Source organism: Glutamicibacter sp. Je.9.36, from assembly GCF_051129975.1.
Lineage (GTDB): Bacteria > Actinomycetota > Actinomycetes > Actinomycetales > Micrococcaceae > Glutamicibacter.
Window position 1 is genome coordinate 625,483 of the sequence record NZ_JBCPSN010000002.1, and the last position, 26,287, is coordinate 651,769.

At 64.8% G+C, this 26,287-nt stretch carries 23 protein-coding genes and 1 tRNA gene; 5 read left to right on the forward strand and 19 right to left on the reverse strand.

All coding sequences use genetic code 11. The features are described 5' to 3' along the window. Positions 1 to 201 precede the first annotated feature (201 nt). Positions 202 to 1,515 (reverse strand): GNAT family N-acetyltransferase, encoded by a 1,314-nt coding sequence (locus AAZQ98_RS07390; protein WP_434691023.1) that lies wholly within the window; start codon positions 1,513 to 1,515, stop codon positions 202 to 204. Between the two features lie 69 nt (positions 1,516 to 1,584). Continuing rightward, the gene (locus AAZQ98_RS07395) at positions 1,585 to 2,268 is read right to left on the reverse strand and encodes a polysaccharide deacetylase family protein (protein WP_434691026.1); all 684 of its coding nucleotides are present in this window, start codon (positions 2,266 to 2,268) and stop codon (positions 1,585 to 1,587) included. Between AAZQ98_RS07395 and AAZQ98_RS07400 the strand changes: the two genes are divergently transcribed. Then, positions 2,255 to 2,476, forward strand: coding sequence for a hypothetical protein (locus AAZQ98_RS07400; RefSeq protein ID WP_434691028.1), 222 nt, complete (start codon positions 2,255 to 2,257; stop codon positions 2,474 to 2,476). The two genes, AAZQ98_RS07395 and AAZQ98_RS07400, sit on opposite strands and share 14 nt — an antisense overlap. Before the next feature lie 93 nt (positions 2,477 to 2,569). On the opposite strand, the gene polA is transcribed toward AAZQ98_RS07400, so the two are convergent. Then, positions 2,570 to 5,182 (reverse strand): DNA polymerase I, encoded by a 2,613-nt coding sequence (gene polA, locus AAZQ98_RS07405; RefSeq protein WP_434691333.1) that lies wholly within the window; start codon positions 5,180 to 5,182, stop codon positions 2,570 to 2,572. Between the two features lie 85 nt (positions 5,183 to 5,267). Here polA and AAZQ98_RS07410 point away from each other — a divergent pair, with 85 nt between their 5' ends. Beyond that, positions 5,268 to 5,753, forward strand: a complete 486-nt coding sequence (locus AAZQ98_RS07410) for a hotdog fold thioesterase (protein ID WP_105656699.1) — start codon at positions 5,268 to 5,270, stop codon at positions 5,751 to 5,753. A gap of 82 nt (positions 5,754 to 5,835) precedes the next feature. On the opposite strand, the gene AAZQ98_RS07415 is transcribed toward AAZQ98_RS07410, so the two are convergent. The 4 genes from AAZQ98_RS07415 to AAZQ98_RS07430 form a co-directional block, all read right to left on the reverse strand. Beyond that, positions 5,836 to 6,381, reverse strand: coding sequence for a dihydrofolate reductase family protein (locus AAZQ98_RS07415; protein ID WP_105656700.1), 546 nt, complete (start codon positions 6,379 to 6,381; stop codon positions 5,836 to 5,838). Positions 6,382 to 6,475: 94 nt separating this feature from the next. Continuing rightward, positions 6,476 to 6,724: a hypothetical protein gene (locus tag AAZQ98_RS07420; protein ID WP_105656701.1), complete on the reverse strand. Its 249-nt coding sequence runs from the start codon at positions 6,722 to 6,724 to the stop codon at positions 6,476 to 6,478. Further along, positions 6,721 to 7,953 carry an inorganic phosphate transporter gene (locus tag AAZQ98_RS07425; RefSeq protein WP_332486740.1) on the reverse strand — a complete coding sequence of 411 codons (1,233 nt, stop codon included), beginning with the start codon at positions 7,951 to 7,953 and terminating at the stop codon, positions 6,721 to 6,723. Before AAZQ98_RS07425 ends, AAZQ98_RS07420 begins: the two co-directional genes overlap by 4 nt. Positions 7,954 to 8,243: 290 nt before the next feature. Then, entirely contained in the window at positions 8,244 to 8,861 is a 618-nt protein-coding gene (locus tag AAZQ98_RS07430) for an ANTAR domain-containing response regulator (protein WP_105656703.1), read from the reverse strand. 189 nt (positions 8,862 to 9,050) lie between these two features. On the opposite strand from AAZQ98_RS07430, the gene AAZQ98_RS07435 reads away from it, so the two are divergent. After that, a tRNA-Leu gene (locus AAZQ98_RS07435) sits at positions 9,051 to 9,135 on the forward strand. Between the two features lie 182 nt (positions 9,136 to 9,317). Here AAZQ98_RS07435 and pyk read toward each other — a convergent pair. The 12 genes from pyk to hisI all read right to left on the reverse strand — a co-directional run bounded on the left by pyk (position 9,318) and on the right by hisI (position 24,695). Then, positions 9,318 to 10,829, reverse strand: coding sequence for a pyruvate kinase (gene pyk / locus AAZQ98_RS07440; protein WP_434691034.1), 1,512 nt, complete (start codon positions 10,827 to 10,829; stop codon positions 9,318 to 9,320). 86 nt (positions 10,830 to 10,915) lie between these two features. Continuing rightward, complete coding sequence (locus AAZQ98_RS07445) at positions 10,916 to 12,385, reverse strand: glutamate synthase subunit beta (protein WP_434691037.1); 1,470 nt, start codon at positions 12,383 to 12,385, stop codon at positions 10,916 to 10,918. Further along, positions 12,378 to 16,997 (reverse strand): glutamate synthase large subunit, encoded by a 4,620-nt coding sequence (gene gltB, locus AAZQ98_RS07450; protein WP_434691040.1) that lies wholly within the window; start codon positions 16,995 to 16,997, stop codon positions 12,378 to 12,380. The genes AAZQ98_RS07445 and gltB overlap by 8 nt, the downstream gene beginning before the upstream one ends. A gap of 234 nt (positions 16,998 to 17,231) precedes the next feature. Continuing rightward, positions 17,232 to 17,438, reverse strand: a complete 207-nt coding sequence (locus tag AAZQ98_RS07455) for a hypothetical protein (protein ID WP_434691041.1) — start codon at positions 17,436 to 17,438, stop codon at positions 17,232 to 17,234. Between the two features lie 121 nt (positions 17,439 to 17,559). Continuing rightward, positions 17,560 to 18,576, reverse strand: coding sequence for a prolipoprotein diacylglyceryl transferase (lgt, locus tag AAZQ98_RS07460; protein WP_434691043.1), 1,017 nt, complete (start codon positions 18,574 to 18,576; stop codon positions 17,560 to 17,562). Then, positions 18,576 to 19,358, reverse strand: a complete 783-nt coding sequence (trpA, locus tag AAZQ98_RS07465; RefSeq protein WP_133834233.1) for a tryptophan synthase subunit alpha — start codon at positions 19,356 to 19,358, stop codon at positions 18,576 to 18,578. Before trpA ends, lgt begins: the two co-directional genes overlap by 1 nt. Continuing rightward, on the reverse strand, positions 19,359 to 20,690 hold the full coding sequence (trpB, locus tag AAZQ98_RS07470; protein ID WP_105656707.1) for a tryptophan synthase subunit beta: 1,332 nt from the start codon (positions 20,688 to 20,690) through the stop codon (positions 19,359 to 19,361). It abuts the gene before it with no gap. Between the two features lie 110 nt (positions 20,691 to 20,800). Further along, positions 20,801 to 21,625, reverse strand: coding sequence for an indole-3-glycerol phosphate synthase TrpC (gene trpC, locus AAZQ98_RS07475; protein WP_105656708.1), 825 nt, complete (start codon positions 21,623 to 21,625; stop codon positions 20,801 to 20,803). A 1-nt stretch (position 21,626) separates the two neighbouring features. Next, a complete protein-coding gene (locus tag AAZQ98_RS07480) occupies positions 21,627 to 21,875 on the reverse strand; it encodes an HGxxPAAW family protein (protein WP_434691045.1) in 249 nt (82 codons plus the stop codon). A gap of 156 nt (positions 21,876 to 22,031) precedes the next feature. Further along, a complete protein-coding gene (locus AAZQ98_RS07485) occupies positions 22,032 to 22,622 on the reverse strand; it encodes a Trp biosynthesis-associated membrane protein (protein ID WP_434691047.1) in 591 nt (196 codons plus the stop codon). Beyond that, entirely contained in the window at positions 22,619 to 24,190 is a 1,572-nt protein-coding gene (locus AAZQ98_RS07490; RefSeq protein ID WP_332727224.1) for an anthranilate synthase component I, read from the reverse strand. Before AAZQ98_RS07490 ends, AAZQ98_RS07485 begins: the two co-directional genes overlap by 4 nt. 103 nt (positions 24,191 to 24,293) lie before the next feature. Continuing rightward, positions 24,294 to 24,695 carry a phosphoribosyl-AMP cyclohydrolase gene (gene hisI, locus AAZQ98_RS07495; RefSeq protein ID WP_434691050.1) on the reverse strand — a complete coding sequence of 134 codons (402 nt, stop codon included), beginning with the start codon at positions 24,693 to 24,695 and terminating at the stop codon, positions 24,294 to 24,296. Between the two features lie 134 nt (positions 24,696 to 24,829). Between hisI and AAZQ98_RS07500 the strand changes: the two genes are divergently transcribed. Continuing rightward, positions 24,830 to 25,471, forward strand: coding sequence for a TIGR03085 family metal-binding protein (locus AAZQ98_RS07500; protein WP_286134102.1), 642 nt, complete (start codon positions 24,830 to 24,832; stop codon positions 25,469 to 25,471). A 102-nt stretch (positions 25,472 to 25,573) separates the two neighbouring features. Next, complete coding sequence (locus tag AAZQ98_RS07505) at positions 25,574 to 26,206, forward strand: hypothetical protein (RefSeq protein ID WP_434691052.1); 633 nt, start codon at positions 25,574 to 25,576, stop codon at positions 26,204 to 26,206. The last annotated feature ends 81 nt before the right edge of the window (positions 26,207 to 26,287 follow it).

A 26,287-nucleotide genomic window follows, 5' to 3' on the forward strand; every position in this document is an offset into this window, starting at 1 on the left:
GTGGATAGATTTGATCAGTCGAAACCCCGGAAGTCCCGGAATTTCGAAGGGGGTAGAACTTGAATGCGGACATGACGAAGCCATGGCACGCTGTTCAAGTCTACGCGCCTAGCACACCGCGGGTCAAAGCGTAACCCGCTAACATCCTCGCCAGCATTTTGTGAACTTCGTCATATCAACTGGATAATGCGACCCGTCCCACTAGAAACCGTGCGGCGTGAAACCCTCGCGAGCCACGCTGAACAAGTGCACCCAGTCCCCCGCTGTTCCCCCGCCGACCAGTTCAGCGCGTCCCGAATCCAGCAATTGGTCCAGCTGCACGGTGCCCAGGTACAGTCCAGCCAGCTCCCGCTCCGAAAGCGCCACCCTCGGCAGCCCGGATTCGGCCTGCTCGTCCTCGATCCGGCTCACCGTGGCGCGGGAATCGGACACCTCGAAGAGGTAGGTTCCCGAGATCAGCTCCAGCCGGTCGCTCACGCTCAATAGCAGCCGGGCATCGCGCTGGTAGCCGCGCGCTTGGAAGGCGGCAACAACATCGAGCACGCGCAGCCACAGCACATCGTCAATGGAACGCACGTGGTAGTCCCGCACGTTCTCCAGTACCTGGCGCAGTGGATCGGCCACCGGGCCTTGGCCATGCACTTCTTCCACCAGATCATGGTTGCCCAGGTACTCGAAGAGCTTGATGCGCGCGGCGTCGCTGGTGGCCACCAGCTTGTGCACCACCAGCTTCGCCTTGGGCTCGTCCCAGCCGCCGAACTTGTAGGTGGCGAATCCGCCGAGCTGGCCAGCGTCATCGTAGTAGGCGGCAAAACGCAGGTTCTTCGGCTTTTCCAGGGTCTCCCAGGTGTCCCAGCGGCCCAGGGCAAAGCCATTGTCGAACTCGGTGCTGTCCACGGATCCGAACGTCTGCTCGAGCGCGCGCACGGCCAGCGCGGCATAGCCGGGCCCGAAATGCTGCGGATCGGCGTCCACCACCCGGCCGGGTACCTGCACGCGCAACTTCACCCCGTGGGCGCACTTGAGCGTGAATCGGCTTTGGTAGGTAGCTGGCTCGAAGCCGTACCGCCCGTAGATCGTCGCTTCCGACGCGGTCAAAGCCGCAATAGGGAAACCCGCCTGCTGGGCATAGGCCAGGTCGGCGGTGATTTGCCTGGACAGGATGCCGCGTCGCCGATAGCTCGGCGCGACGGTGACCGCGGAGATCTTATGCGTTGCCACCGGCGCCTCGCCGCCGGCATTGAGCAGCCCGGGGAATGCTCCATAGGTGTGCACCGGGTAGCTTGCATGGCGCGAGTGCGGTTCGGCCTGCTGATCGAACACCAGGGAAAAGCGCATTTTCTGCGCATAAGTCAGGTCCAGGTAGTGCGTCCAATTGGGCTCTTCGGGCAGCTGCTCGTAGAAGCCGATCCCGGTGGCCCGATGGAACAACTTGATCGATTCGTCGAGTTCAGGACTGCGGATCGCAGCCTGGCAGGTCCGGGTTTCCAGCTGCGGCGGGGTCTCTGGTCTCATCGTGCTCCTTGGCGAGGAAATCGGCTGATCACAGTCTATGCGCCTGTCCGGCCGGCGCAAGGGGTGCATTCACCAGGCTTCGGAGAGCGTGGTGAACCGCAGGCCGGAATCCAGCGCCTGCCCCAGCCCGAGCGCCACGCCCTTGGCAGTACCCGAGGCGGGCTGGTTGAAGTGCCCGATGCCGACGTCCCCGGCGGCCAGCTGGCGGACCTGGGCGGCCACGGCCTGCGCGCCAAAGGTCGCCCCGGCATCCAGGTTGACGGTGAAGTTCATCGGCACCACGCCCAGGTCCCGGCACATTGCCGCGCCGGCTTCGTCCATATGGGCGGTGCCGGAGCGGAAGAATTTCGCGGTGATGCCGAACTGGTCGGCAAGATACCGCTGGTTGCCCATCACCTCGTCGTAGGCCTGGCCGATCGACTCCGTGCCCCCGATGCCGTAGGCTGCCTGCCCGGAAGTGGCCAGCGGGGCGTGGCTGGTTCCGTGGTTGGCGACCTCGAACAGCTCGTCGCTGGCCAGCTCGTCCATCAGCCGCGCATTGGCGCGTGCCCAGCGTTCGTTCACGAAGAGGGTCGCGGGCACCTGCTTGGCGCGCAAGGCGTCCAGCAGGGCCCCATCCACTCCCGAGCCCCGGGGTCCCCCGCAGGCATCGAAGGTCAACGCCGCGGCGGCATTGCCCTTGGGCAGGCCCAGCTCGATGCCCGGGACTTCCAGCCCGAACTGCCCTGCAGGAACATTCTTGAACTTTGCCATGACCTGGCTCCGGCTCGGATACACCGTCTGGAGGCTGGCCGAAGGCCGGGGCGAAGCAGTGGCGGTGGGCGAAGGACTCGCCGTTGCCGAAGCCGACGCGGACCCGGCTCGTTCCTCCGGTCCGCCGGTACTGCAACCGGAGACCAGCGCGGCGGCCAGCGCACCCAGCCCCAGGCTGCCGGTTTTCAGCGCCCAACGGCGCGAGTAGTGCTCCAAGTTCGTCTCTTTCCCCAAGCCCATTCGATCCTGCCGAAAGGGGCAGGAACACCCGCGGTGCCCCTGCCCCTTTCGATTGCTGCCCCTAGTGCGCGGCGTCGTGCCAGGTCCGGCCGATGCCCGGCTGGACATCCAGCGGCACCAGCAGATCTGCGGCCTGTCCCATTTCGCGGGTCACCAGCTCCTGCACTGCTTCCAGCTCCCCCTCGGCGATCTCCAGGATGAGTTCGTCATGGACCTGCAGCAGCATCCGGGACTTGTACTGCCCGGCGCGCAGTCCCTCGTCGATGCGCAGCATGGCCACCTTCACCAGGTCGGCGGCCGAACCCTGGATCGGGGCGTTCAACGCGGCACGCTCGGCGATGTCGCGCAGCCGGCGATCCGAGCTGTTCAGCTCCGGCAGGTAGCGGCGGCGACCGAAAATGGTTTCGGTGTAGCCATCCTTGCGGGCCTGGTCGACGACCGAACGCAGGTAGGTGCGCACGGCACCGAAGCGGTCGAAGTAGTCCTTCATCAGCTTGCGGGCCTCGTCCACGCCGATCTTCAGCTGCTTGGACAGCCCGAAGCTGCTCAGCCCATAGGCCAGGCCGTAGCTCATCGCCTTGACCTTCGAGCGCATCTCCGAGGTGACTTCTTCCGGCTCGACGTTGAACACGCGCGAACCGACATAGCGGTGCAGGTCCTCGCCGTTCTGGTAGGCCTCGATCAGGCCCTCGTCTTCGGACAGGTGCGCCATGATGCGCATTTCGATCTGCGAGTAGTCCACTGTCAGCAGGCTCTGGTAGCCGGCCCCGACCATGAAGACGTCGCGGATGCGCCGGCCCTCTTCCGAACGCACCGGGATGTTCTGCAGGTTCGGGTTCAGGCTGGAGAGGCGTCCGGTCGCGGCCACGGTCTGCGCATAGGTGGTGTGGATCCGGCCATCATCGTGGGTGGCCTTGAGCAGGCCGTCCACGGTCTGGCGCAGCTTGATCGCATCACGGTAGGCCATCAGCGCGATCAGGAACGGGTGCCCGGTCTTGACCAGCAGATCCTGCAGCGACTCGGCATCGGTGGTGAAACCGGTCTTGATCTTCTTGGTGCGCGGCAGATCCAGCTCTTCGAACAACACCACCTGCAGCTGCTTCGGGCTGGAGAGGTTGACTTCGTGGCCGATCGCGGCGAACGCGTCGTTGGTGGCCTGGTCCACCTGCTCGGTGAAGTGGGCACGCAGTTCGTTCAGGCGATCCACGTCCACTGCCACGCCGGCGCGTTCCATCTCGAAGAGCACCGGAATCAGCGGCAGCTCCATTTCGGCAGCCAGTTTGTCCGCGTGCTTCTCGGCCAGCTTGGTAGCCAGGTAGGCGGAGAGGTCGTGGATGGCCTGCGCCTGGGCCAACGTTGGCTCGGCAAGATCCGAAGTGAGCCCCAGATCCAGTTCGCCCTTCTTGGCTTGATGCACCGGCACGGCGTACTTCAGGTGGTACTGCACCACGTCCACCAGGTCGTGGCTGCGGCGATCGGGCTGGATCAGGTAGGCGCTGATCAAGGTGTCGTCCTTGATGCCGGCGATCCGCAGCCCGCGCTCGATGAGCAGGTGCATGGCGGCCTTGGCATCGTGGAAGAGCTTCGGCGCGTTCTCATCGGCCAGGAACTGCGCAAGCACGCCTTCGGCGGCTTCATCGAGTTCGGCCAGTTCCAGCCAGAGGGCTTCCGACCCGCGGAAAAGGGCCAGGCCCACGGCTTCGCCGTCAACCGCAGCAGGCTGGATTGCGATCGGCGCGCCCTTCCCGGCCCCGATGAATCCGTCCAGTGCGTCGGCATCGGCGCCGAGCACCCGGGAGAATTCGGCAACTTCGGGTGCCGCTTCCTCTTCCTGGGCTGCAAACAGGTCGAACAGGCGCTTGCGCAGGGTGTTGAATTCCAGCGCGTCGAACAGGTTCTCGATCTCTTCGCGGTTCGGAGCTTCAAGTTCCATCTGATCGAGCGTGACCGGAAGTTCCAGGTCGTGTTTGAGCTGGTTCAACCGGCGGTTGCGGGTCACGTTGTCCACGTGCTCGCGCAGCGACTCGCCGACCTTGCCCTTGATGTTCTCCACATTCTCAAGGATGCCGGCCAGGTCTCCGTAGAGGTTGATCCATTTGGCGGCGGTCTTCGGCCCCACGCCTGGCACACCGGGCAAGTTATCCGCGGTTTCGCCGACCAGAGCCGCCAAATCCGAGTAGCGCTCGGGACGCACGAAGTACTTGGCTTCCACCGCTGCAGCATCCATCGGCGGGATATCGCTGATGCCCTTCTTCGGGTACAGCACCAGGGTCTTGTCGGTAATCAGCTGGAAGGCGTCGCGGTCGCCGGACACCACCAGCACGTTGAAACCGGCCTCTTCGCCCTGGGTGGCCAGCGTGGCCAGGATGTCATCGGCCTCGAAGCTCTCCAGGGTGATCGAAGGGATGTTCATCGCCTTCATGACTTCCTGGATCAGATCGATCTGCCCGTAGAACTCTTCGGGCGTCTTATTGCGTCCGCCCTTGTACTCGGTGTACTCCAGCGAGCGGAAAGTCGGGGTGTCCAAGTCGAAAGCCACCGCAACGTGGGTGGGCTTTTGCTGGCGGATCATCGTCAGCAGCATCGATACGAATCCGTGCACGGCATTGGTGTGCTGGCCGGTGCTTGTTGCGAAGTTCTCTGCAGGCAGCGCATAGAACGCGCGGAAGGCCATGGAGTGTCCGTCAATAATCAGCAGTCTCTTGTCCGACGAGGCAGTCGGTTTGGTAGTTTCGCTCACACCTGAAAGCCTAGTTGCCATGAGCGACAATTTCACTTCTCGAACCACGCAATCTTCGGCACATCCGTTTGCCGCGCAGCTGGCCCGCCACGGTATTCCCGAATCCATGTGGCCCTACCTGCTGCACAATGGCGTAGGCGAACTCGTGGAGAAACTGGAAATCATCTTCACCGGGTTCGAACCCCAGCGCGTTGCCGCCACCATGCCGGTGGCGGGCAACACCCAGGTCTACGGCATCCTGCATGGCGGCGCTTCGGCGGCACTTGCCGAAACCCTCGGTTCGATGGCCGCTGCGCTGCACGGTGCCGGCCGGGCCAACCCGGTCGGCGTGGATTTGAACATCACCCACCACAAGGCCGGGCGCACCGGGCTGGTCACCGGGGTATGCACGCCGGTGCATCTGGGCCGCAGCAGCACCTGCCATGAGATCGTGATCAGCAATGAGCAGGGCCAGCGTGTCGCGACCGCTCGTATCACCAACATGCTGCTGCCGGTCGAAAACTGATCCCCGCAGGCGCCGCTCCCGCCATGCCCGGCTGATCCGGCTTTCCGGAACGCGGCCCTGGCCGGCAGGTCCCCCTGGCCGTTTAGCCGATCGCGTAGCGAGAGAGGAAGATATCCGCGCCGAGCTCGGTGATCCCCAGGGCAGAGAGCTGCGTGCTGATCCCGCGGCCAAAGATATTGGCCCCGTCGCCCAGCACCTCCGGAACGGTGACCAGAAGCAGCTCATCGAGCGCATCGGCTTCGACGAACGCGCCAGCCAGGTCGGCACCGCCAACCACCCACACGTCCCCGGCCCCTGCGCTCTGGGCGATGTCCCGGCTCCAGAAGCCCACCTCGCCGCGGATGAAGGTCAGGTCCGCTCCGGGCAGTGTCGGCAGTTCATGGTGTGTGAAGACCCACACCGGCTTCTCGCCGAACACCCACGGCACGGTTCCCTCGGCAGCATCGCGGACGATGTTCTCGTAGGTCTTGCCACCGATCACTACGGCGCCGACGCTCCCGAAGAACTCGTCGAAATGCTTTTTCACTCCCGGCTGCGTGGCATAGGGGATGAACCATTGGACGCTTCCGCTGCGATCGGCGATAAAACCATCGATGGAGGCACCCACGTAGTACTTGAAGCTAGTCATGGCTCCAGTCTAGGGGTGCCTCCATCGAAGGCAATATCAAGTTGTCGAGGGACCCGAAAATCGTGTCGGATCCGCCCGCAGCCGCGAGCAGTTCCTAGTGGCTCGAGGAGAAGCCCAGGATCGCTTCGCTCAGCTGCGGCACGATCAGCACCACGCCGAAGAGGACGATCAGGCCGCAAATCGCGAAGCAGGCGTAGGCTCCGGCATTGCTCAGGCTCTGGTTGCGGCCCTCGTCCTTGGCAACTGCCAGCAGGCGGACGCCGAAGGAGTAGGCCGCCACGATCGCCATCGCGGAAAACCAGGTGATGGCGGCGACGATGAGAAAGGCTGTCCAGTCAATCATGAATTATCGGCTTCCTTCTGCGCTGCGGCAACCTTGGCCAGCTTGGCTTCCGCCTTGGCCTTGGCGCGGCGTTCCTTCTTGGTCAGGATGTTCACCGCTGCACCCGAGTTATCGATGTCGGAAATGTTCGACTCGTGGTCATGCGGCTGCTTGCGCGAGAGGAACCAGATGGTCAGCATGGCGCCGGTGCCGGCGATCGCGACGATCACGATGCCGATGGTGCCCAGGTGGGTGATCGCTGCGGCCACGCCGCCGACGGCCGCGGCTGCTGGCAGGGTGAACAGCCAGCCCAACGCGATGCGTCCCGCGGTGCCCCAGCGGACTTCGCCGCCCTTGCGGCCCATGCCCGAACCGATCACGGAGCCGGAGGCTACCTGGGTGGTGGACAGCGCGAAGCCCAGGTGCGAGGATGTCAGGATCGCCGAAGCGGTGGACATCTCGGCTGCGAAGCCCTGCGCGGGCTTCACGTCGGTCAGGCCCGAACCCATGGTGGCGATGATGCGCCAGCCGCCGGTGTAGGTACCCAGCGCGATGGCGAAGGCACAGGTGGCAACAACCCAGAACTGCACGCCGGAGTCGGAATCCTGCAGGCCAGAAGCCACCAGGGTCAGGGTGATGATGCCCATGGTCTTCTGCGCATCGTTAGTGCCGTGGGACAGCGCGACCAGCGAGGAAGAGAAGATCTGCCCGTAGCGGAAGCCGCCGCGCTTGGGCGCCGCGCCATTCTCGCGCTTGGTGATCGCGTAGGCCAGCTTGGTGCACAGGTACGCGGAGATGCCGGCGATCACCGGCGCGCACAGGGCCGGAAGCAGCACCTTGGAGAGCAGCACGCTGTAGTTCACCGAGGCGAAGCCTGCACCGACGATCGCGGCGCCTACCAGGCCGCCGAACAATGCGTGGGAGGAGCTCGAAGGCAGTCCCAGCAACCAGGTGAACAGGTTCCAGATCACGGCGCCCATCAGGCCGGCGAAAATCATCGCCGGCCCAATAGCCACGCCCGAGGTCGGGTCTTCGTTGATGATGCCGCCTGAAATGGTCTTCGCTACCTCGGTGGAGAGGAATGCGCCAACCAGGTTCAGAATTGCGGCGAGGGCAACTGCCTTCTTAGGGGAAATTGCTCCGGTTGCGATTGGGGTGGCCATCGCATTGGCCGTGTCATGGAAACCATTGGTGAAGTCGAAAAACAACGCCAAGGCAATGACCAGGACGACGATAAGCGTCAAATCCATTGAATACCAGCCTGAGGGGTCGAACGGCAAGGAAAAAGAGAACGGGCCAGAAATAGGATCCTGCGAAAGGCATTGGCGTGCAGGACTTCGTTCTAAGCGCAATTTCCATCTTAGGCGTACGGCGCAGTACGTCAATCCGGAACTTCAACCCCATCCGGGGAAAACTCGGATGAACAACTGGTTACCAGAGGGTTAACTAGCCTCCAAGCGCGGTATCGGCGCATCGCAGGCATAAAAAATGTGCGCCAAACCATAAGTGGCTTGGCGCACAATCCAGTGCTTGGCGGTCCCTACTTGACCTGGTCGACGACCGTCTCGGCAACCTGGCGCATGCTCAGGCGGCGATCCATGGAGGTCTTCTGGATCCAGCGGAACGCTTCCGGCTCGGTCAAGCCCATCTTGGTGATGAGCAGCGACTTGGCGCGATCAACCAGCTTGCGGGTTTCGAACTGCTCGGCCAGGTTGCTGACTTCTTCCTCCAGCGCGCGCAGCTCGTCATTGCGGGAAATCGCGATTTCGATGGCCGGGGTGAGGTCTGCCGGGGTGAACGGCTTGACCACGTAGGCCATGGCGCCGGCTTCGCGGGCACGCTCCACCAGTTCCTTCTGGCTGAAGGCGGTCAGCAAGACGACCGGGGCGATGCGTTCCTTGACGATGGCTTCGGCGGCGGTGATGCCATCCATGACCGGCATCTTCACGTCCATGAGCACCAGATCGGGCTTCAATTCGCGCGCCTTCTCCAGGGCGGTCTGGCCGTTGTCGGCTTCGGCGACGACGTCGTACCCTTCGGAACGGAGAATTTCGACGATATCCAAGCGGATCAGGGTTTCATCCTCGGCAACGACCACTCGACGCGGAGTGGATTGCACCTCGGATGGGATGCGGGTGATTTCAGGTAGTTCGCTCATTGGCGCCTTCCTCCATGGTCAGAAATCCTGCCCGCTGAATGGGCAGTATCTAGATGGTTTCAGTTCAGCGAAGCCACGTTGCCTCGGTTTCACATCTAAGCCTACTGGCATGTACTCTTGTTGAGGCGAAGACGCGAGGTTCCTGATTAGGAAATCTGGAAAACCTCTAGTAAAGTAGTCAAAGTGCCAGCCCAAGTGGCGGAATCGGTAGACGCGCCGCACTCAAAATGCGGTATCGAAAGATGTGTGGGTTCGAGTCCCACCTTGGGCACCAGCATGAAGGCCGTTGGATCGGAAATTTTCCGGTTCAACGGTCTTTTTTTGCGCGCGCAACCACAGGGCACGTGCTCGAGTTCACAATCGCGCTTCGCGGGTGCCAAGGCAAAAAATCCGCCCTGCTCCAGAATTCTGGAGCAGGGCGGATTTTCTTGCCTCAGCTAGTGCGCGAAAGAGCGTCTACAGGTTTTTCGGCGTGGAGACGTTTTCCGGTGCCCACGGACCGACCTTCTCGCGAGCAGGCATCGGCTTGCCATTGACCAGCTGGCCGGCATCGGCGAGGTCGCCGACCTTGTGCACGCGCAGCGAGTTGGTGGACCCTGCCTGTCCCGGAGGGGACCCGGCGGCGATGCACACGATGTCGTTGAGCTCCGCCAGGCCTTCGGAGAGCAGCGCCTCGTCCACCTGGGCGGTCATCTTGTCAGTGTGGTCGGCGTAGGCCACCAGGCGTGCCTGCACACCCCACATCAGGGTCATGATGTTGTAGGTCTGCTGCAGCGGGGTGAAAGCCAGGACCGGCCTCTTCGGGCGCAGGCGCGAGAGGCGCCGTGCCGAGTCGCCGGACTGGGTGAAGGCGACGATGTACTTCGCGTCGAGCTGATCGGCGATCTCCACCGCGGCACGGGTGATCGCGCCGCCGCGGGTCTTCGGCTGGGAGCCCAAGCGGGGAATGCGATCCAGGCCGTGCTGCTCGGTCGAGGAGATGATGCGCGACATGGTCTCCACGGTTTCCACCGGGTACGCGCCCACGGAGGTCTCCCCCGAGAGCATGACCGCGTCGGCGCCGTCGAGCACCGCATTGGCGCAGTCCGAAGCCTCGGCGCGGGTCGGGGTCGGCGATTCGATCATCGATTCGAGCACCTGGGTGGCGACGATGACCGGCTTGGCCCAGCGGCGTGCCAGCTCCACGGCACGCTTCTGCACGACCGGAACTTCTTCCAGCGGCAGCTCCACGCCCAAGTCGCCGCGGGCGACCATGATGGCGTCGAACGCATTGATGATCTCTTCCAGCGCGGCCACGGCCTGCGGCTTCTCGATCTTGGCGATCACCGGCACGCGTCGGCCTTCTTCGTCCATGATCTCGTGCACGCGCTCGATGTCCTCGGCATTGCGCACGAAGGACAGTGCGACCATGTCGATGCCGGCACGCAGTGCCCAGCGCAGGTCGTCCTCGTCCTTTTCGCTCAATGCGGGAACGTTCACCGCGACGCCTGGCAGGTTGATGCCCTTGTTATTGGACACCTCGCCTCCGACGACGACCTCGGAACGCACCGAGGTCTGGTCAACTGCCAGCGCCTTGAGCTTGACCTTGCCGTCGTTGATCAGCAGGAAATCGCCCGGCTGGACATCGGTGGGAAGGCCCTTGAAGGTGGTGGAGCACAGGTTGCGGGTACCTTCGATGTCCTCGATGGTGATGGTGAATTCCTCACCAGCCTCGAGGATGTACTTGGCGTTGTCCTTGAAGCGGCCAAGGCGGATCTTCGGACCCTGCAGGTCGGCGAAGATGCCAACCGCGCGGCCGATCTCCGCGGCCGCATTGCGCACATTCGCCAGGGATTGTGCGTGCATGGAGTGGTCTCCATGGCTCATGTTCAGGCGGGCTACGTCTACGCCCGCCTTCAGTACCGCTACAGTATTTTCATAACTTGCCAGGGCCGGGCCCCAGGTTGCCACAATCTTTGCGCGTCTCATTCCGTCAGCCAAATGCCTTTCATGTTCACATAGGCAAAATGCGGCCCACCCGGTATCCGGGTGCGCCGCATTCAAGCCTATGTCACTCAAATGATGCTGATGGCCCTATCGGTTGGAGCAACCGGTGCAGGAAGGGTAGTCGAACCCATGAGGAACTTGTCGACCGCGGCCGCGCAAGCGCGTCCTTCGGCGATAGCCCACACGATCAGCGACTGTCCCCGACCGGCGTCTCCGGCGACGAATACCGATTCGGTGTTCGTCATGTAGTAGCCATCTCGGGCGACGTTGCCCCGGTTGTCGAATTCGATACTGACCTGTTCGTCCAATCCGGAAACTTCCGGACCGGTGAACCCGAGGGCAAGCAGAACCAGATCCGCTTTGATTACGCGTTCGGTTCCAGGCTTCGGGAGGCGCTTGCCAGCAACAAATTCTGTCTCTGCAACTGTAACACCGATCACCTTGTTTTGCTCAGTTCCCTCGCCGGAGATGAAGTTCACGGTCGAAGCCAGGTAGGTCCGCTCGCCGCCTTCCTCATGGGAGGTCTGCACCTCGAAAAGCACCGGCATCATCGGCCACGGCTGGTCTTCGCGGCGCTCGGTGCCCGGCTGCTGCCCGATGGCCAGCGTCGTGACGCTCGCCGCACCCTGGCGCAGGGCGGTGCCGATGCAGTCCGAGCCGGTGTCTCCGCCGCCCAGCACGATCACGTGCTTGCCCGCCGCATCGATGCGCGGGGCATCGAGCTGGCCGGCGACCACGCGGTTGCTTTCGGTGAGGAACTCCATGGCATGGTGCACGCCGTCGAGCTTGTTGCCCGGCACCGGCAGCTCGCGCGGCACCGTGGCACCGGTGGCCACGATGACCGCGTCGTAGTCGCGGCGCAGCTGCTTCCAGGAGATGTCCTTGCCGATCTCGATGCCGGTGCGGAAGATCGTTCCTTCGGCTTCCATCTGGGCCAGGCGCAGGTCGATGACCTGCTTCTCCAGCTTGAAGTCCGGGATGCCGAAGCGCAGCAGGCCGCCGATGGCCTCGTCGCGCTCGTAGACGGCCACGGTGTGCCCGGCCCGGGTCAGCTGCTGGGCGGCGGCCAATCCGGCCGGTCCCGAACCGACGATCGCCACGCGGTGCTCGGTGTGGCGGGCAGGCGGCTGCGGCACGAAGTCGCCGGCGTCCATCAGGTGGCCAGCGAGTTCGGCTTCGACCTGCTTGATGGTCACCGCGGGCTGGTTGATGCCCAGCACGCAGGAGGACTCGCACGGGGCAGGGCACAGCTTGCCGGTGAGCTCCGGGAAGTTGTTGGTGCTCAGCAGCCGGGCGGCCGCATCATCCATCCGGCCCCTGTAGGCCAGGTCGTTGAACTCCGGGATCAGGTTGCCCAGCGGGCATCCCGAATGGCAGAACGGGACGCCGCAGTCCATGCAACGGCCGGCCTGCTCCTCCAGGATGCCGGACCTCTGGCGTTCGACGACCTCCTTGTAGTCCATCAGGCGCACCGGCACCGGGCGCTTGGGCTGGGTGACGCGTTCGGTCACCTTCAGGAATCCACGTGGATCAGCCACGGGTCACCTCCAAAATCTTGTTCCATACCTGCGGCGAATCCGGGTTCTGCCCGTTGGCTACTGCGTCGCTGCGCAGCTGCTGCACGGCGGCGAAGTCGCGCGGGGTGATGCTGGTCAGCCGGCTGCGGGTTCGTTCCCAGTCCAGCAGCAGGCGGGAGGCCAGCGGGGATGCGGTCAATGCGATGTGCTCGGTGAGCAGCTCGTGGATGCGTTCGGCTTCGGCATCGGTAATTGGCGCTACCAGCAGGTCCGACTGCCCGGCAGCCAGCGGGTTCAGCTTGGCTGCATCGAAGTCCAGCACCCAGGCCACGCCGCCGGAGAACCCGGCGCCGAAGTTGCGGCCGGTGGCCCCCAGGATCAGCACCTGTCCCCCGGTCATGTACTCGCAGCCGTGCTCGCCGATGCCTTCGGTGACAATTGTGGCCCCGGAGTTGCGCACCGCGAAGCGTTCGCCGACCATGCCGTTGATGAACAGCTCCCCGCTGGTGGCGCCGTAGCCGACCACGTTGCCGGCGATGACCTGCTCCTCGGGCTTGGACAGGGTGGTGCGCGGCGGGTGGATCGCGATCCGGCCGCCGGACAATCCCTTGCCGACGTAGTCATTCGCGTCGCCCGAGAGCTTGAGCGTAATGCCCTCGGGAAGGAAGGCGCCCAGCGACTGGCCGGCGCGGCCCGAGAGGTTCACCTTGATGGTGTCCCGCTCCAGGGTCTGCAGCCCGAAGGTCTTGGTCACGTGGTGGCCCAGCAGCGTGCCGGTGGAGCGGTCGGTATTCACGATCGCCGCGTCGATGCTGACCGGCAGGCGGTCAGCCAGCGCCGGTCCGGCCGCGGCGAGCAGCTGCTGGTCCAGGTGCGTGTCCAGCCCGTGGTCCTGGCCGATGCGGCGGCGGCGCGCCGCCAGCTCGGTATCCGGCACGTGGGTGATCGCATCCAGGGCCAGCCCGGAGACCTTGTCGTGCGCGGCGAACTGGGCGGGATCGGCCTGGAGCAGTTCGACCTTGCCGATCACCTCGTCCAGCGTGCGCGCCCCCAGCGAGGCGAGCAGCTCGCGCACCTCCTGGGCGATGAACTCGAAGAAGTTCACCACGAACTCGGCCTTGCCGGTGAAGCGTTCGCGCAGCGCAGGATTCTGCGTGGCCACGCCCACCGGGCAGGTGTCCAGGTGGCACACGCGCATCATGATGCAGCCCGAGACCACCAGCGGTGCGGTGGCGAAGCCGAATTCCTCGGCACCCAGCAGGGCGCCGATCAGCACGTCGCGCCCGGTTTTGAGCTGGCCGTCGACCTGCACGGTGACGCGGTCGCGCAACCCGTTGAGGATCAGCGTCTGCTGCGCTTCGGCCAAGCCGATTTCCCACGGGGTGCCGGCATGCTTCAGCGAGTTCATCGGCGAGGCGCCGGTGCCGCCATCGTGCCCGGAAATCAGCACGACGTCGGCCTTGGCCTTGGCCACACCGGCCGCGACGGTGCCGATGCCGGACTCGGAGACCAGCTTCACGTGCACACGGGCGGAAGGGTTGGCGCACTTCGCGTCGTGGATCAGCTGGGCCAGGTCCTCGATCGAGTAGATGTCGTGGTGCGGCGGCGGGGAGATCAGCCCGACACCCGGGGTGGAGTGGCGGGTTTTGGCGATCCAGGGGTAGAGCTTGGCGCTCATCAGCTGGCCGCCTTCGCCGGGCTTGGCGCCCTGGGCCATCTTGATCTGGATGTCATCGGCGTTGGCCAGGTACAAGCTGGTCACCCCGAAGCGGCCCGAGGCGATCTGCTTGACCGCGCTGCGGCGCACCGGATCGAGCAGCCGTTCCGGATCCTCGCCGCCTTCGCCGGTGTTGGACTTCGCACCCAGCTGGTTCATCGCGATGGCCAGGGTTTCGTGGGCCTCGGCCGAAATCGAGCCGTAGCTCATCGCGCCGGTGGCGAAGCGCTTCACGATGGAGCTGACCGGCTCCACCTCGTCGATGGCGATCGGGGTGATCCCCTCGGTCTTGAACTTCAGCAGCCCGCGCAGGGTCTTGAGCTGTGCGGCCTGGTCGTCGACGGCCTTGGTGTACTCCTTGAACACGTCGTAGCGGCGGGTGCGGGTGGAGTGCTGCAGGCGGAAGACGGTTTCCGGGTTGAACAGGTGCGGCGGGCCTTCGCGGCGCCACTGGTACTCTCCCCCGGTTTCCAGTTCCAGCGGCTGGGCGCCGCCGTCGATCTCCGGGTAGGCGCGGGCATGGCGGGCGGCGGCCTCGGCGGCCACCACATCCAGCTCGATGCCCGAGAGCTTGGTGGCGGTGCCGGTGAAGTACTGGTCGACCACGCGCTGGGACAGGCCCACGGCCTCGAAGGTCTGCGCGCCGCAGTAGCTGGAGACCGTGGAGATGCCCATCTTGGACATGATCTTCAGCACTCCCTTGCCCAGCGCCTTGATCAGGTTGCTGCTGGCCTGGTGCCCGTCAACTCCGGGCAGCTCGCCGTTCTCGGCCATCTGCTCGACCGATTCCAGGGCGAGGTAGGGGTTGATGGCGCTGGCGCCGTAGCCGATGAGCAGGGCGATGTGGTGCACTTCGCGGGCGTCGCCGGACTCGATGATCAGTGAAACGCGGGTGCGGTTGGAGCTCTTGAGCAGGTGGTGGTGCACCGCGGAGGTCAGCAGCAGCGACGGGATCGGCGCCCAGGCCGCGGAGGAATCGCGGTCCGAGAGCACGATGTAGCGCACCCCGCGGTTCACCGCGGCGGAAACCTTCTCGCAGATTTCCTGCAGGCGGGCGCGCAGCTCGGATTCGCCGCCGGCCGGGCGGTACAGGCCGCGCACCTTCAGCGAGTACTTGGACCCGGATTCGTCGCGCAGGTGCACGATCTTGGCCAGCTGGTCGTTGGTCAGCACCGGGTAGTCCAGCGCGATCTGGGTTTGCTGGACACGGTCCAGGGACAGCAGGTTGCCGTCGGGGCCGATCGCGGTGCCCATCGAGGTGACCAGCTCTTCGCGGATTGCATCCAGCGGCGGGTTGGTGACCTGGGCGAAGGACTGGGTGAAGTAGTCGAACAGCAGGCGCGCCCGGTCAGCCAGGGCGGCAATCGGGGTGTCGGTGCCCATGGCGGCCAGCGGTTCGGCACCGGTGGCGGCCATGGGAGCGAGCAGCACGCGCAGCTCCTCGGTGGTGTAGCCGAAGGTCAGCTGGCGCAGGGCCACGGAAGCGGAGTTGTGGCGCACGTGCTCCAGGTCCGGGAAGTCGGCCAGCGTCTTCAGGTTCTGCGAAACCCATTCGCGCCATGGCTTGGCGGCGGCCACTTCGGCCTTGATCTCGGCGTCCTCGACAATACGCTGGGCGTCCAGGTCCACGGCGAACATCTTGCCCGGGGCGACACGGCCCTTCTTCACGATGTGCTCTTCGTCGACGTCGATCACGCCGACCTCGCTGGCCAGGACCACCAGGCCGTCGTCGGTGACCCACCAGCGGGCAGGGCGCAGGCCATTGCGGTCCAGCACCGCGCCGGCCATCGCGCCATCGGTGAAGCAGACGGCGGCGGGGCCATCCCACGGCTCGATGAGCATGGACTGGTACTGGTAGAAGGCGCGCAGGTCCGCGTCCATCTGATCGTCGTTTTCCCACGGCTGCGGGATCATCATCATGATGGTCTCGGTCACGTTGCGGCCCGAGAGCATGAGCATTTCGGCGACCTCGTCGAAGGAAGCCGAGTCCGAGGCGCCGGCGGTGCAGATCGGGAACAGTTCCTCGGGCACCTCGCCGAGCAGCTCGGATTCCAGGGTCGACTGGCGGGCGCGCATCCAGTTGCGGTTGCCCTTGACGGTGTTGATCTCTCCGTTGTGCGCGATGGTGCGGAAAGGCTGGGCCAGCGGCCACGACGGGAAGGTGTTGGTGGAGAAGCGCGAGTGCACGATCGCGCAGCGGCTGGTGAAGCGGGCGTCGGACAGGTCCGGGTAGAACGGCTCGAGCTGCGCGGTGGAGACCATGCCCTTGTAGACGATGGACTGCGAGGAGAACGAGGCGAAGTACACGCCCATCTTGTTGTGCGCGCGGCGGCGGATGCGCCAGGCGGCGGCGTCCAGCTCGCGGCGGGTGGCGGCGGGGGCGCCGGCGTGGGCGCCGATGAAGATCTGGGTGATGTACGGCATCACCTTGCGGGCCGAGGCGCCGAGCACGCCGGAATCAACCGGTACCTCGCGCCAGCCGAGCACCGCCAGGTTCTCCTCGGCGGCCATGGTTTCCAGTTCTTCCTGGGCGAAGGCACGTTCGCCGGCGTCGGCCGGGAGGAAGCCCATGCCCACGGCGTAGGAGCCGGCGGCGGGAAGATCGAATGCGGTGACGCTGCGCAGGAAGGCGTCGGGCAGATGCAGCAGGATGCCGGCGCCGTCGCCGGTGCCTTCATCGGCGCCGATGGCGCCGCGGTGCTCAAGCCGGCGCAGGGCGGTCAGCGCGTGGGCGACGATCTCGTGGCTGGCATCGTTCTTCAGGGACGCGATCATCGCCAGGCCGCAGGCATCCTTTTCGGCCGCTGGGTCATACAGACCCTGCGCGCCAGGCAGCGCGGAAAAACGGGTGTAGGGCGAGGGGACCTCCTCGCCAAAACCTGGCGAGGCGTTCATCTGGACTCCGGTCATGCTCATGAGCGTGCCTTTCTGTGGTTCATGCAGGATAGGCGCGCGGCAGCCCCCGGTAAAGGGCTTATTCTCGGCAAGGGCTTCCGGCCGCCTGGATGTTTCATCTAGCTGAAACTTTTCGACAGTGCTAAGCGGGGTCTGCTTGCGCATCGAGGTTTCGGGGACGAACATTTCCCACCTCGTTGTGGTGCTGCACCGGCTGGCCTTTCCAGGGGTCGATCGACCAGCGGGGCGCGTGGATCACACGTTACGCAGGTTTTGTTTCTCGCATGCGCGTGCTTGTGTTTCAGGAATGTTAAAAACTTCTGCCGCTACCGGCGCGGAAAAAGCAGTTTTTTGCGAGCCAGGATCGCGAAAACCGGTTTTGCCAGCCGGTTTTGATAGCCGCCCAATGTTTCGGGCATGTTGCGCCCGAGGGGCGGAAAACTGCCCAGATTTTCCGGACATTTCGCCATATTGGGGCCAGGGCGCGTCATGAAAGCGGATCCGGGCAGCTGCTGGCGCGGCTTAAGCCACCGGTGGCCGGCAAGCGTGGATGCTTGCCGGCCACCGGAATGGTGCTATGGAATTATTGCTGCCGATCTGTGGCGTCGTTGCCCGGATCGGGGCTGGTGCCCGGATCGGAGCTGGACTCCGCCGGTGAGTGCGCGGCGGGCTTGGCGCGATCTGCTTCGACCGGTTGCGCCGGGGCCCTGCCTGGCAGGTAGAACGGATCGACCTGCTGGTTGCGCAGCTTGCCCAGGACCACGATCAGCGCGAGGATGCCGGCGATGGCGATGCCGATCGCCAGCCACTGGTGCACGCGCAGGGCCAGCGGCCCGATGGCGATGATTTCGGCCGGGTCCAGGCGCAGCGATTCGGTGAAGGTGCGGCCGATGCCGTACCAGATCATGTAGCAGCAGAACAGTGCGCCGCGGCGCAGCTTGAACTTCCGGTCCAGCGCGATCAGCACGAAGGCGCCCAGCACATTCCACAGCGACTCATACAGGAAAGTCGGGTGGAAGAGCGTGTCCGCGGGCAGCCCGGCCGGGAAGTTGTAGCTGTCCGCATCGATCTCCAGGCCCCACGGCAAGTCGGTCGGCGCGCCGAACAGCTCCTGGTTGAACCAGTTGCCCCAGCGCCCGGCCGCCTGCGCCAGCAGCAAGCCGGGCACGGCCGCGTCGACGAAGGCCGAGAGCCTGATGCCGGCTTTCCGGCAACCGATCCACGCCCCGAGTGCGCCGAGCGACACCGCACCCATGATGCCCAGCCCGCCAAGCCAGATCTGCGGGATCTCGGCCAGATGGGCGGTTTGCCCGCCGAGCCCGAAGTAGTACATCGGGTCGGTGATCAGCACATGGTAGAGGCGTCCGCCGATGATGCCGAAGGGGATCGTCCAGATGGCGATGTCCCAGAGCATGTCGGAGTTGCCGCCGCGGGCGCCGAGGCGCTTGTTGGTCAGCCACAGCGCGATCAGGATGCCCGCCAGGATGCACAGCGCGTAGGCGTGGATGGTCAGCGGGCCGATCGAGATCCTGGCGAATTCCGGCGGCGGCGAAGGGATGGAGGCGGGCAAGGCAAGCGCCAGCTGCGCGGCAAAAGCCATCAGGCCCGTCCGCTCAGTTCAGCGGCCAGGGCGCCCACGGCCGGCACTCCCCCGTCACGCAGGGCGGCGACCAGCGCGGTGCCGACGATCACGCCGTCGGCGTAGGCGCCGATTTCTTCCACGTGCTCGCGGCGCGAGACGCCCAGGCCCACGCAGGCATTCTCGGCGCCGGCGTTGTGGGCGGCGTCGACCACTGCCTGCGCGGCGGAGGATACCTCGGTACGGGCGCCGGTGACGCCCATCAGCGACACGCAGTAGACGAAGCCGGAGGACGCATCCACGGTGCGCTGCACCCTCGCTTCGGTGGACGAAGGGGCAATGAGGAACACGCGCTCCAGGCCGTGCTTCTCGCTGGCCTGGATCCATTCGGCGGCCTCGTCGGGCACCAGATCCGGGGTGATCAGGCCGGCGCCGCCGGCTTCGGCGAAGCGCCGGGAGAACTCGTCCACGCCCAGGCGCAGCACCGGGTTCCAGTAGGTCATGACCATCACGGCCACGTCGGTGCGTTCGGTGATTCCGCGCACGATGTCGAAGATCTGCGGGACCTTGAAGCCGTTGGCCAGCGCCTGCACGGTCGCTTCCTGGATCACCGAACCGTCCATCACCGGGTCGGAGTACGGGATGCCGATCTCGATGACATCCACGCCGTTCTCGGCCAGCGCCACGGCGGCCTCGATGCTGGTGGCGACGTCTGGGAAGCCGGCAGGCAGGTAGCCGATGAGGGCCGGGCGGCCCTCGGCGCGGGCTGCGGCGATCTTCTGGGCGCTGGTCACGCGGGTCATCTACTTCTCCTCGGATTTCTGCGAGCCGGAGTTCTGCGCAGTGGCCGCGTTGATTTCGGCCTCGGCGTCTTTTTCGTCGATCATGTTGAACCAGGCGGCAGCGGTGCCCACGTCCTTGTCGCCGCGGCCCGAGAGGTTCGCGATGATGATGGTCTCTTCCGGGACCGCGCCTTCGGCGATCTTGCGCGCCGCCAGGCGGATGGTGCCGGCCAGGGCGTGCGCGGACTCGATCGCCGGCAGGATGCCCTCGGTGCGGCACAGCGCCTTGAACGCGTCCATCGCCTCGGTGTCGGTGACCGGCTCGTACTTCACGCGGCCGATGTCGGCCAGGTAGGCGTGCTCCGGGCCGACGCCCGGGTAGTCCAGGCCCGCGGAGATGGAGTGCGATTCGACGGTCTGCCCGTCCTCGTCCTGCATCAGGTAGGACTTCGCGCCATGCAGCACGCCCGGGCGGCCCAGGGTGATGGTCGCGGCGTGGCGGTCGGTGTCCACGCCGTCGCCGCCGGCCTCGTAGCCGTAGATCTCCACCTCGGGATCGTCGAGGAAGCCGTGGAAGATGCCGATCGCGTTCGATCCGCCGCCGATGCAGGCGGTGACCGCGTCGGGCAGGCGGCCGGCCTGGGCCAGGATCTGCTCGCGGGCCTCGTCGCCGATGACCTCGTGGAAGTAGCGGACCATGGCCGGGAACGGTGCGCCGCCGGCGGCGGTGCCCAGCAGGTAGTGGGTGTTATCCACGTTGGCCACCCAGTCGCGCAGCGCCTCGTTGATCGCGTCCTTCAGCGTCTGGGAGCCGACGGTGACCGGGATGACGGTGGCGCCGAGCAGGCGCATGCGCGCGACATTCAGCGCCTGCCGGCGGGTGTCTTCCGCGCCCATGTAGACCACGCATTCCAGGCCCATCAGGGCCGCGGCGGTGGCCGAGGCGACGCCGTGCTGGCCGGCGCCGGTCTCGGCGATGATGCGGGTCTTGCCCATGCGCTTGGCCAGCAGCGCCTGGCCGAGCACGTTGTTGATCTTGTGGCTGCCGGTGTGGTTCAAGTCCTCGCGCTTGAGGAAGATCCGCACCCCGCCGCAGTACTGCTCGGAAAAGCGCTTGGCTTCGGTGAGCAGCGAGGGGCGGCCGGAGTAGTTCTTGTTCAGGTCCTTGACCTGGGCGATGAACTCGGGGTCGTTCTTGGCCGCTTCGAAGGTCTCGTTCAGCTCGTCCATGGCGGCCATGAGGGACTCGGGCATCCATCGCCCGCCGTAGGCACCAAAGTACGGGCCGCTTGCGTGCCTTAGCGACTGTGCATCGATCGACTGGCGGTGCTCGGAGTTTTCCGGAGTGCTCATCGATTCCCTCTTTCCTCGTACGGAGCTTGATTCGTGGTAAGTCTCGTGCCCCGCCGGAAACTCCTGCGGGGCACGAAAAGCAGTTCTGGGTCCTTCGCCGCCGTGCGCGGCTAGCGCTGCGGCTTGGCGCCGGTACCGGCCTTGATGAACGCGGCGACCGAAGCGCGCGGATCGGCATGCTTCACCAGCGCTTCGCCGACCAAGACCGCGTCGGCGCCGGCCGCACCGTATTGGACGACCTGTTCGGTGGATTCCACACCGGACTCGGCGACGATCACCGCCTGGGCCGGCAGCAGCGGAGCGAGCTTGCCGAAGGTGGCTGGATCGACGTCCAGCGTCTTCAGGTTGCGCACGTTCACACCGATGATCTTCGCTCCGGCCTTGCTGGCGCGGGCGATTTCTTCCTCGGTGTGGGTCTCCACCAGGGCGTTCATTCCCAGCTGGTGAGTCAATTCTAGGAAAGATGCCAGCAATTCATCATTCAGCGCCGCAACAATGAGCAACACGAGGTCAGCGCCGTGGGCGCGGGCTTCGTAGATCTGGTACTCGTCGACCGTGAAATCCTTGCGCAGCACCGGAATCTGCACGGCAGCGCGTACCGCGTCGAGATCCTGCAGCGAACCGCCGAAACGGCGGGCTTCGGTGAGCACGGAAATCACCGAGGCGCCACCGGCCTCGTATTCAGCGGCCAGTACGGCAGGCTCCGGGATATCGGCCAGCGCACCCTTGGACGGGGACTTGCGCTTGACCTCGGAGATGACACGCAGCGTGGTGTCGCGGGCGGCCTGGTCGGCATGGCCACCGAGCGCGGCGAAAGCATCGCGCGCAGGGGCTGCCGCTGCCGCGGCCTGCTTGATCGCTTCCAGGCTGGTGATTGCGCGACGGGCGCCCAGGTCTTCCCGGACGCCCGCGATGATCTCATCAAGAACAGTCAATTTAGTGCGATGCTCCGCTGCGAGCGCCGCCCACGCCGAAACCGGCTGCCTTCAGGACCCAGCCCAGGAGCAGGCCGACCACCATGATGCCGCAACCGACCCAGACGATGGACCAGGCGAAGTAGGCGAAGGCGATGCCGGCCACGATTGAACCGGCAATCATGGTCAGTACGCAGGCCCACGCTGCGATGGAGTTACCGTGGCCAATCTCTTCGGTGTATACCGGATCGAGCTCGGTGTTCTGCGACATGTTCGATGTCTCCTCATGTTGTGATGCTGCGTCCCGGCAGGGCGTTGCTGCCCGGGACGTTGGTCTTCAGGTTCCATTCTGCCACCTGCGCGCGAGAACCTCCTATTCCGGAAGCCTTCGTTTCGCGCCGGTGGTGCGAATCACGATCCGCCCGGGTTATTTCCGGCCAGCAGTCGGGTCTTCGCCGTCCGAGAGCTGCTCCCAGCTGGCGATGTTGCGCGAGGACTGGTCCTTGGGCTCCGCGCTGGACCTTGCTGCTTGCCGATCGTACTTGCTGGCCTTGGCGGGCCAGCGGCCGGCGAAGACGAACACCAGCACGGCCTGCAGCGCCATCAGCACTCCGGCGAACACCGCGACCGCTGGCCACGCGCTGAGCGTGTACTCGCCGACGTTCTGGGCCAGTCCGGTAGCTTCGGCCACGGTGGTGGAGGCGACGGCCTGCGGATCGCGCAGCGTCCCGAGGCCGGCGGCAACCACGGTGGCACCGGCGAGCAGGCAGATCGCCGCAATGATGTAGCGGGCGATCTTCCCGGCGATCAGCAGCGCCAGCGAACCGGCCAGCACCACCACGGAGACCGCGGTGACCGAGGCGGCCGCGGTGGCGCCGTCGATGGCGATCCGCGGGATCTGCACGGAGCTGGAGACCACATCGACGGTGATCCATGTGCGGGTGGCCGACCAGAGGCCGATCAGTGCGCCGGCCATGCCGAAGAGGGCGAGGGTGCGGGCGCTGGTCAATTTCTTCACTTCGTTTCACCTGATTCGGTGTTGATGTTGTGGGCCGCACGCATCGACTGCGCAGCCCAGACGGCGCGCAGCGGGGCGGCTGCCTTGTTCACGGTTTCCAGGGCTTCGTCGGCGAACTTCGAGTCGTTGACGATGCCGCCGCCGGCTTGCACATAGGCGCGCTCCCCCTTGAGCAGGGCGGAGCGGATGGCGATGGCCATGTCCATGTCGCCGGCGAAGTCCAGGTAGCCGACCACGCCGCCGTAGATGCCGCGGCGGTACGGTTCGTACTCGTCCAGCAGCTGCAGGGCGCGGGGCTTCGGGGCACCGGAGAGCGTGCCGGCCGGGAAGGTCGCGGCCAGCACGTCGTAGGCGTCCACGTCGTCGCGGGTCTTGCCCACCACATTGGAGACCAGGTGCATGATGTGGCTGAAGCGCTCGACCTCCATGAACTGGGTGACTTCCACGGTGCCGGCCTTGCAGACCCGCGAGAGGTCGTTGCGCGAAAGGTCAACCAGCATCAGGTGCTCGGCGCGCTCCTTCTCGTCGTTGAGCAGCGACTTCTCGTGCAGCTGGTCGTCCTCGTAGTTCGCCCCGCGCGGGCGGGAACCGGCGATCGGGTGGGTGACCACGTGCGAATCGTTGACGGTGACCAGCGCTTCGGGCGAGGAGCCGACGATCTCGAACCGTTCGCCGTCCTCGTTGACGAAGTTGAACAGGTACATGTACGGGCTCGGGTTAGTCGCGCGCAGCACGCGGTAGACATCCAGCGCGTCGGCCTGCGTTTCCAGCTCGAAGCGGCGCGAGACGACGATCTGGAAGACCTCGCCGTCCACGATCGCGGTCTTTGACTTGGCCAGCGCCTTGAGGTACTCGTTCTCATCCCAGGAGTGGGTGACAGCTTCCATCAGGGTTTCGCGCGGCACATCGGTACCGGTGAGCACCGCCGCGGCCGAATCCACCGGCACGGCGAGCTGGTCGAGCATCGCCTGCAGGCGGGTGACGGCACCGTCGTAGGCGTCGTCGACATTCTCGTCGCTGCCATCGAAATTGATCGCGTTGGCGATCAGCGTGACGGTGCCTTCGGCCGCATCATGGGCAGCCATGTCCGCTACCAGGTTCATGCTCAGCTCAGGCAGGTTCAGATCATCGGCCGGCGGGTTGGGCAGCTTCTCCCAGTGGCGCACGCATTCCCAGCCGATGAAGCCGACCATGCCGCCGGTCAAGGGAGGCATGCCGGGAACGGGTTCGGTCTTCAGCGCGCGCACGGTGTCGCGCAAGACCTCCACGCCCGCACCGCCGGTGGGCAGGCCAGCTGGCGCATGGCCCTGCCAGTAGGCTTCTGAACCACGGGTGCTCAGCGTTGCCGGGGAGTTCACTCCAATGAAGGAATAGCGGCTCCAGACACCGCCCGGGGCAGCCGATTCCATCAGGAAGGTGCCTGGGCGGCCCTGCGCCAGGGTGCGGTAGAGGCCGATGGGCGTGAGCGAGTCAGCCAGCACGGTGATGGTCACGGGGATGACACGACGGTTCGCGGCCATGGCGCGGAAGGATTCGCGGGACGGGGAAATCTTGCCAAGGGTTTTCATCTGTGTTCTTCTTCTACGTATTCTTCGAGCGCGTGCTGCGATGCGCAGCTGGGCGCGGCATTCCCGGCGCTAGCCAACCGCGTGTGCCGGTGCTTCGAAAGTCCTACTCGGGGCGGTGGCCCACGATGGCCGGCAATTCCCGATCGGTGAAGCAGGATTCGGTGCCGGTGTGGCAGGCGGCGCCTACCTGGTCGACCTGCACCAGCAGCGCATCGCCATCGCAATCCAGGGCAACGGACTTCACGAACTGGAAGTGGCCGGAGGTGTCGCCCTTGCGCCAGTATTCCTGGCGGGAACGGGAGTAGAAGGTGACCCGGCCAGTGGTCAACGTGCGGTGCAACGCTTCATCGTCCATCCAGCCGAGCATCAGCACTTTCCCGGAGTCGTACTGCTGCGCGATGGCAGCAAACAGGCCATTGGCATCTCGCTTGAGACGCCGGGCAATCGCCGGGTCGAGGCTGTGGGATTCAGGGCTCGGATTCGAGCCGTCGTTAGAAGTAGACATCACCATTAGCATACTGGTTTTCCGCGGAATCCAGAGACCTGTGACGTACCGCTCGTCGACGCGCCACGCCGTCTTGGCGACACCTCTTTCACCTTGCACAATTAGTCACTAGGAGCGTGCTAGTTTCAGAGGTGATGCACTTAGTTCAGGCTTCCAGACTTGCGTTGGCCGAGACCCTGCTTGCGGCAGGACCTACCGCCGACACCCTTTGCGACGGTTGGCAGACCCGCCATCTCGCCGCTCACCTTGTGTTGCGCGAAAGCTCACTGCTTTCTGCTGGCATGTTCTTCAAACCGCTGTCCAAGAAGCTCGAGGCGAAGCAGAACCAAATGGTGATCGCGGCGCAGACTCCCGAAGGCTATGCCGGGTTGGTCCGCAGCTTCCGATCGGGTCCGCCCGCTTTCTCGCCGTTCGCCATCGACAAGGTCAACCAGTCGGCGAACCTCTCCGAGTTCTTCATCCACACCGAAGATGTGCGGCGTGCCCGCGGCCAGTGGGCTCCGCGGGTTCTGGACACCGAGTACACCGAACTGCTCTGGCAGTCGCTGACCCGCATGTCTCGCCTGCTGTTCCGCCATGCGCCAATTGGCATTATCCTGACGCGTCCCGATGGCCAGCGTCATGTCGCCAAGAAGGCTCCGAACGCTGTTTCGATTACCGGGCCGGTCACCGAGCTGATGATGTACTCGTTCGGCCGCATCGACCAGAGCCTGGTCTTGTTCGAAGGCGGGGAAACCGCATTGGAAATCGTCAAGGGCTTCAAGCCAGGGCTATAAAGCTCCCTTGGTTATCCACATTCGTGGGTGTGCCGTCCAAGTTCGCGTCGCACCGGCCTAGGATTTCGAGCAATCGATATCCAACAGGTCTGGAGCTTGGCCATGAACACGCGCAGAGTCCTTGAGCATTACCCCAGTGTCGCTATCGCCATCGTGCCCGCGTTCGTCTTGGTTGCCCTGGTATCAGCACTCTTCGTTTCAGTCGCACCCGCCGATCCGGCGTCCTCGGCTTCATTGCCGGCTGCTTCAAGTACCACGCAGGCACCTTCATCAAGCGAACTGGAGCTTCCGGAGTCGGCAGATATCACGTATGAAAAATCGGATTACGGAGTCCAGGACGCCGGAACGTATTTCTTCGACTTGCTCAATTATGAAATCATCTACCAGGACTCCGCCGATTTCACCCCGATAGTTACCGGAACATGCAAAACGGAACAGTGCTGGAAGACCTTCCGCGAGCAAGAAGACCTCCGAACAGGTCCGGAATACATGCAAACCGGCGGCTACTACTTCCTGCACACGGACTATATCGTCCGGTTTGACGGTAGTTCTGCTTATCTGATGGGCGAGCTCACCTTGTCTGAACGTTCGCTCATTCGTCCCGATCAGGAAACCATCATTGTCGAAGAACAAAATCTGGGTGAAATCACCATGGGACTTGAATACACCGACACCGGATGGAAAGTTTCTGCCATCGCGCTTGAGAGTCCCCCGGGTAAAGCACCGCTCAGCTAATTGAACGTGCCTGATTTCAGGCTAGGCGAATCCATGAGCCCTGAAATCAAACGTCGCCAGCCGCATCGTTTCACTCCAGAC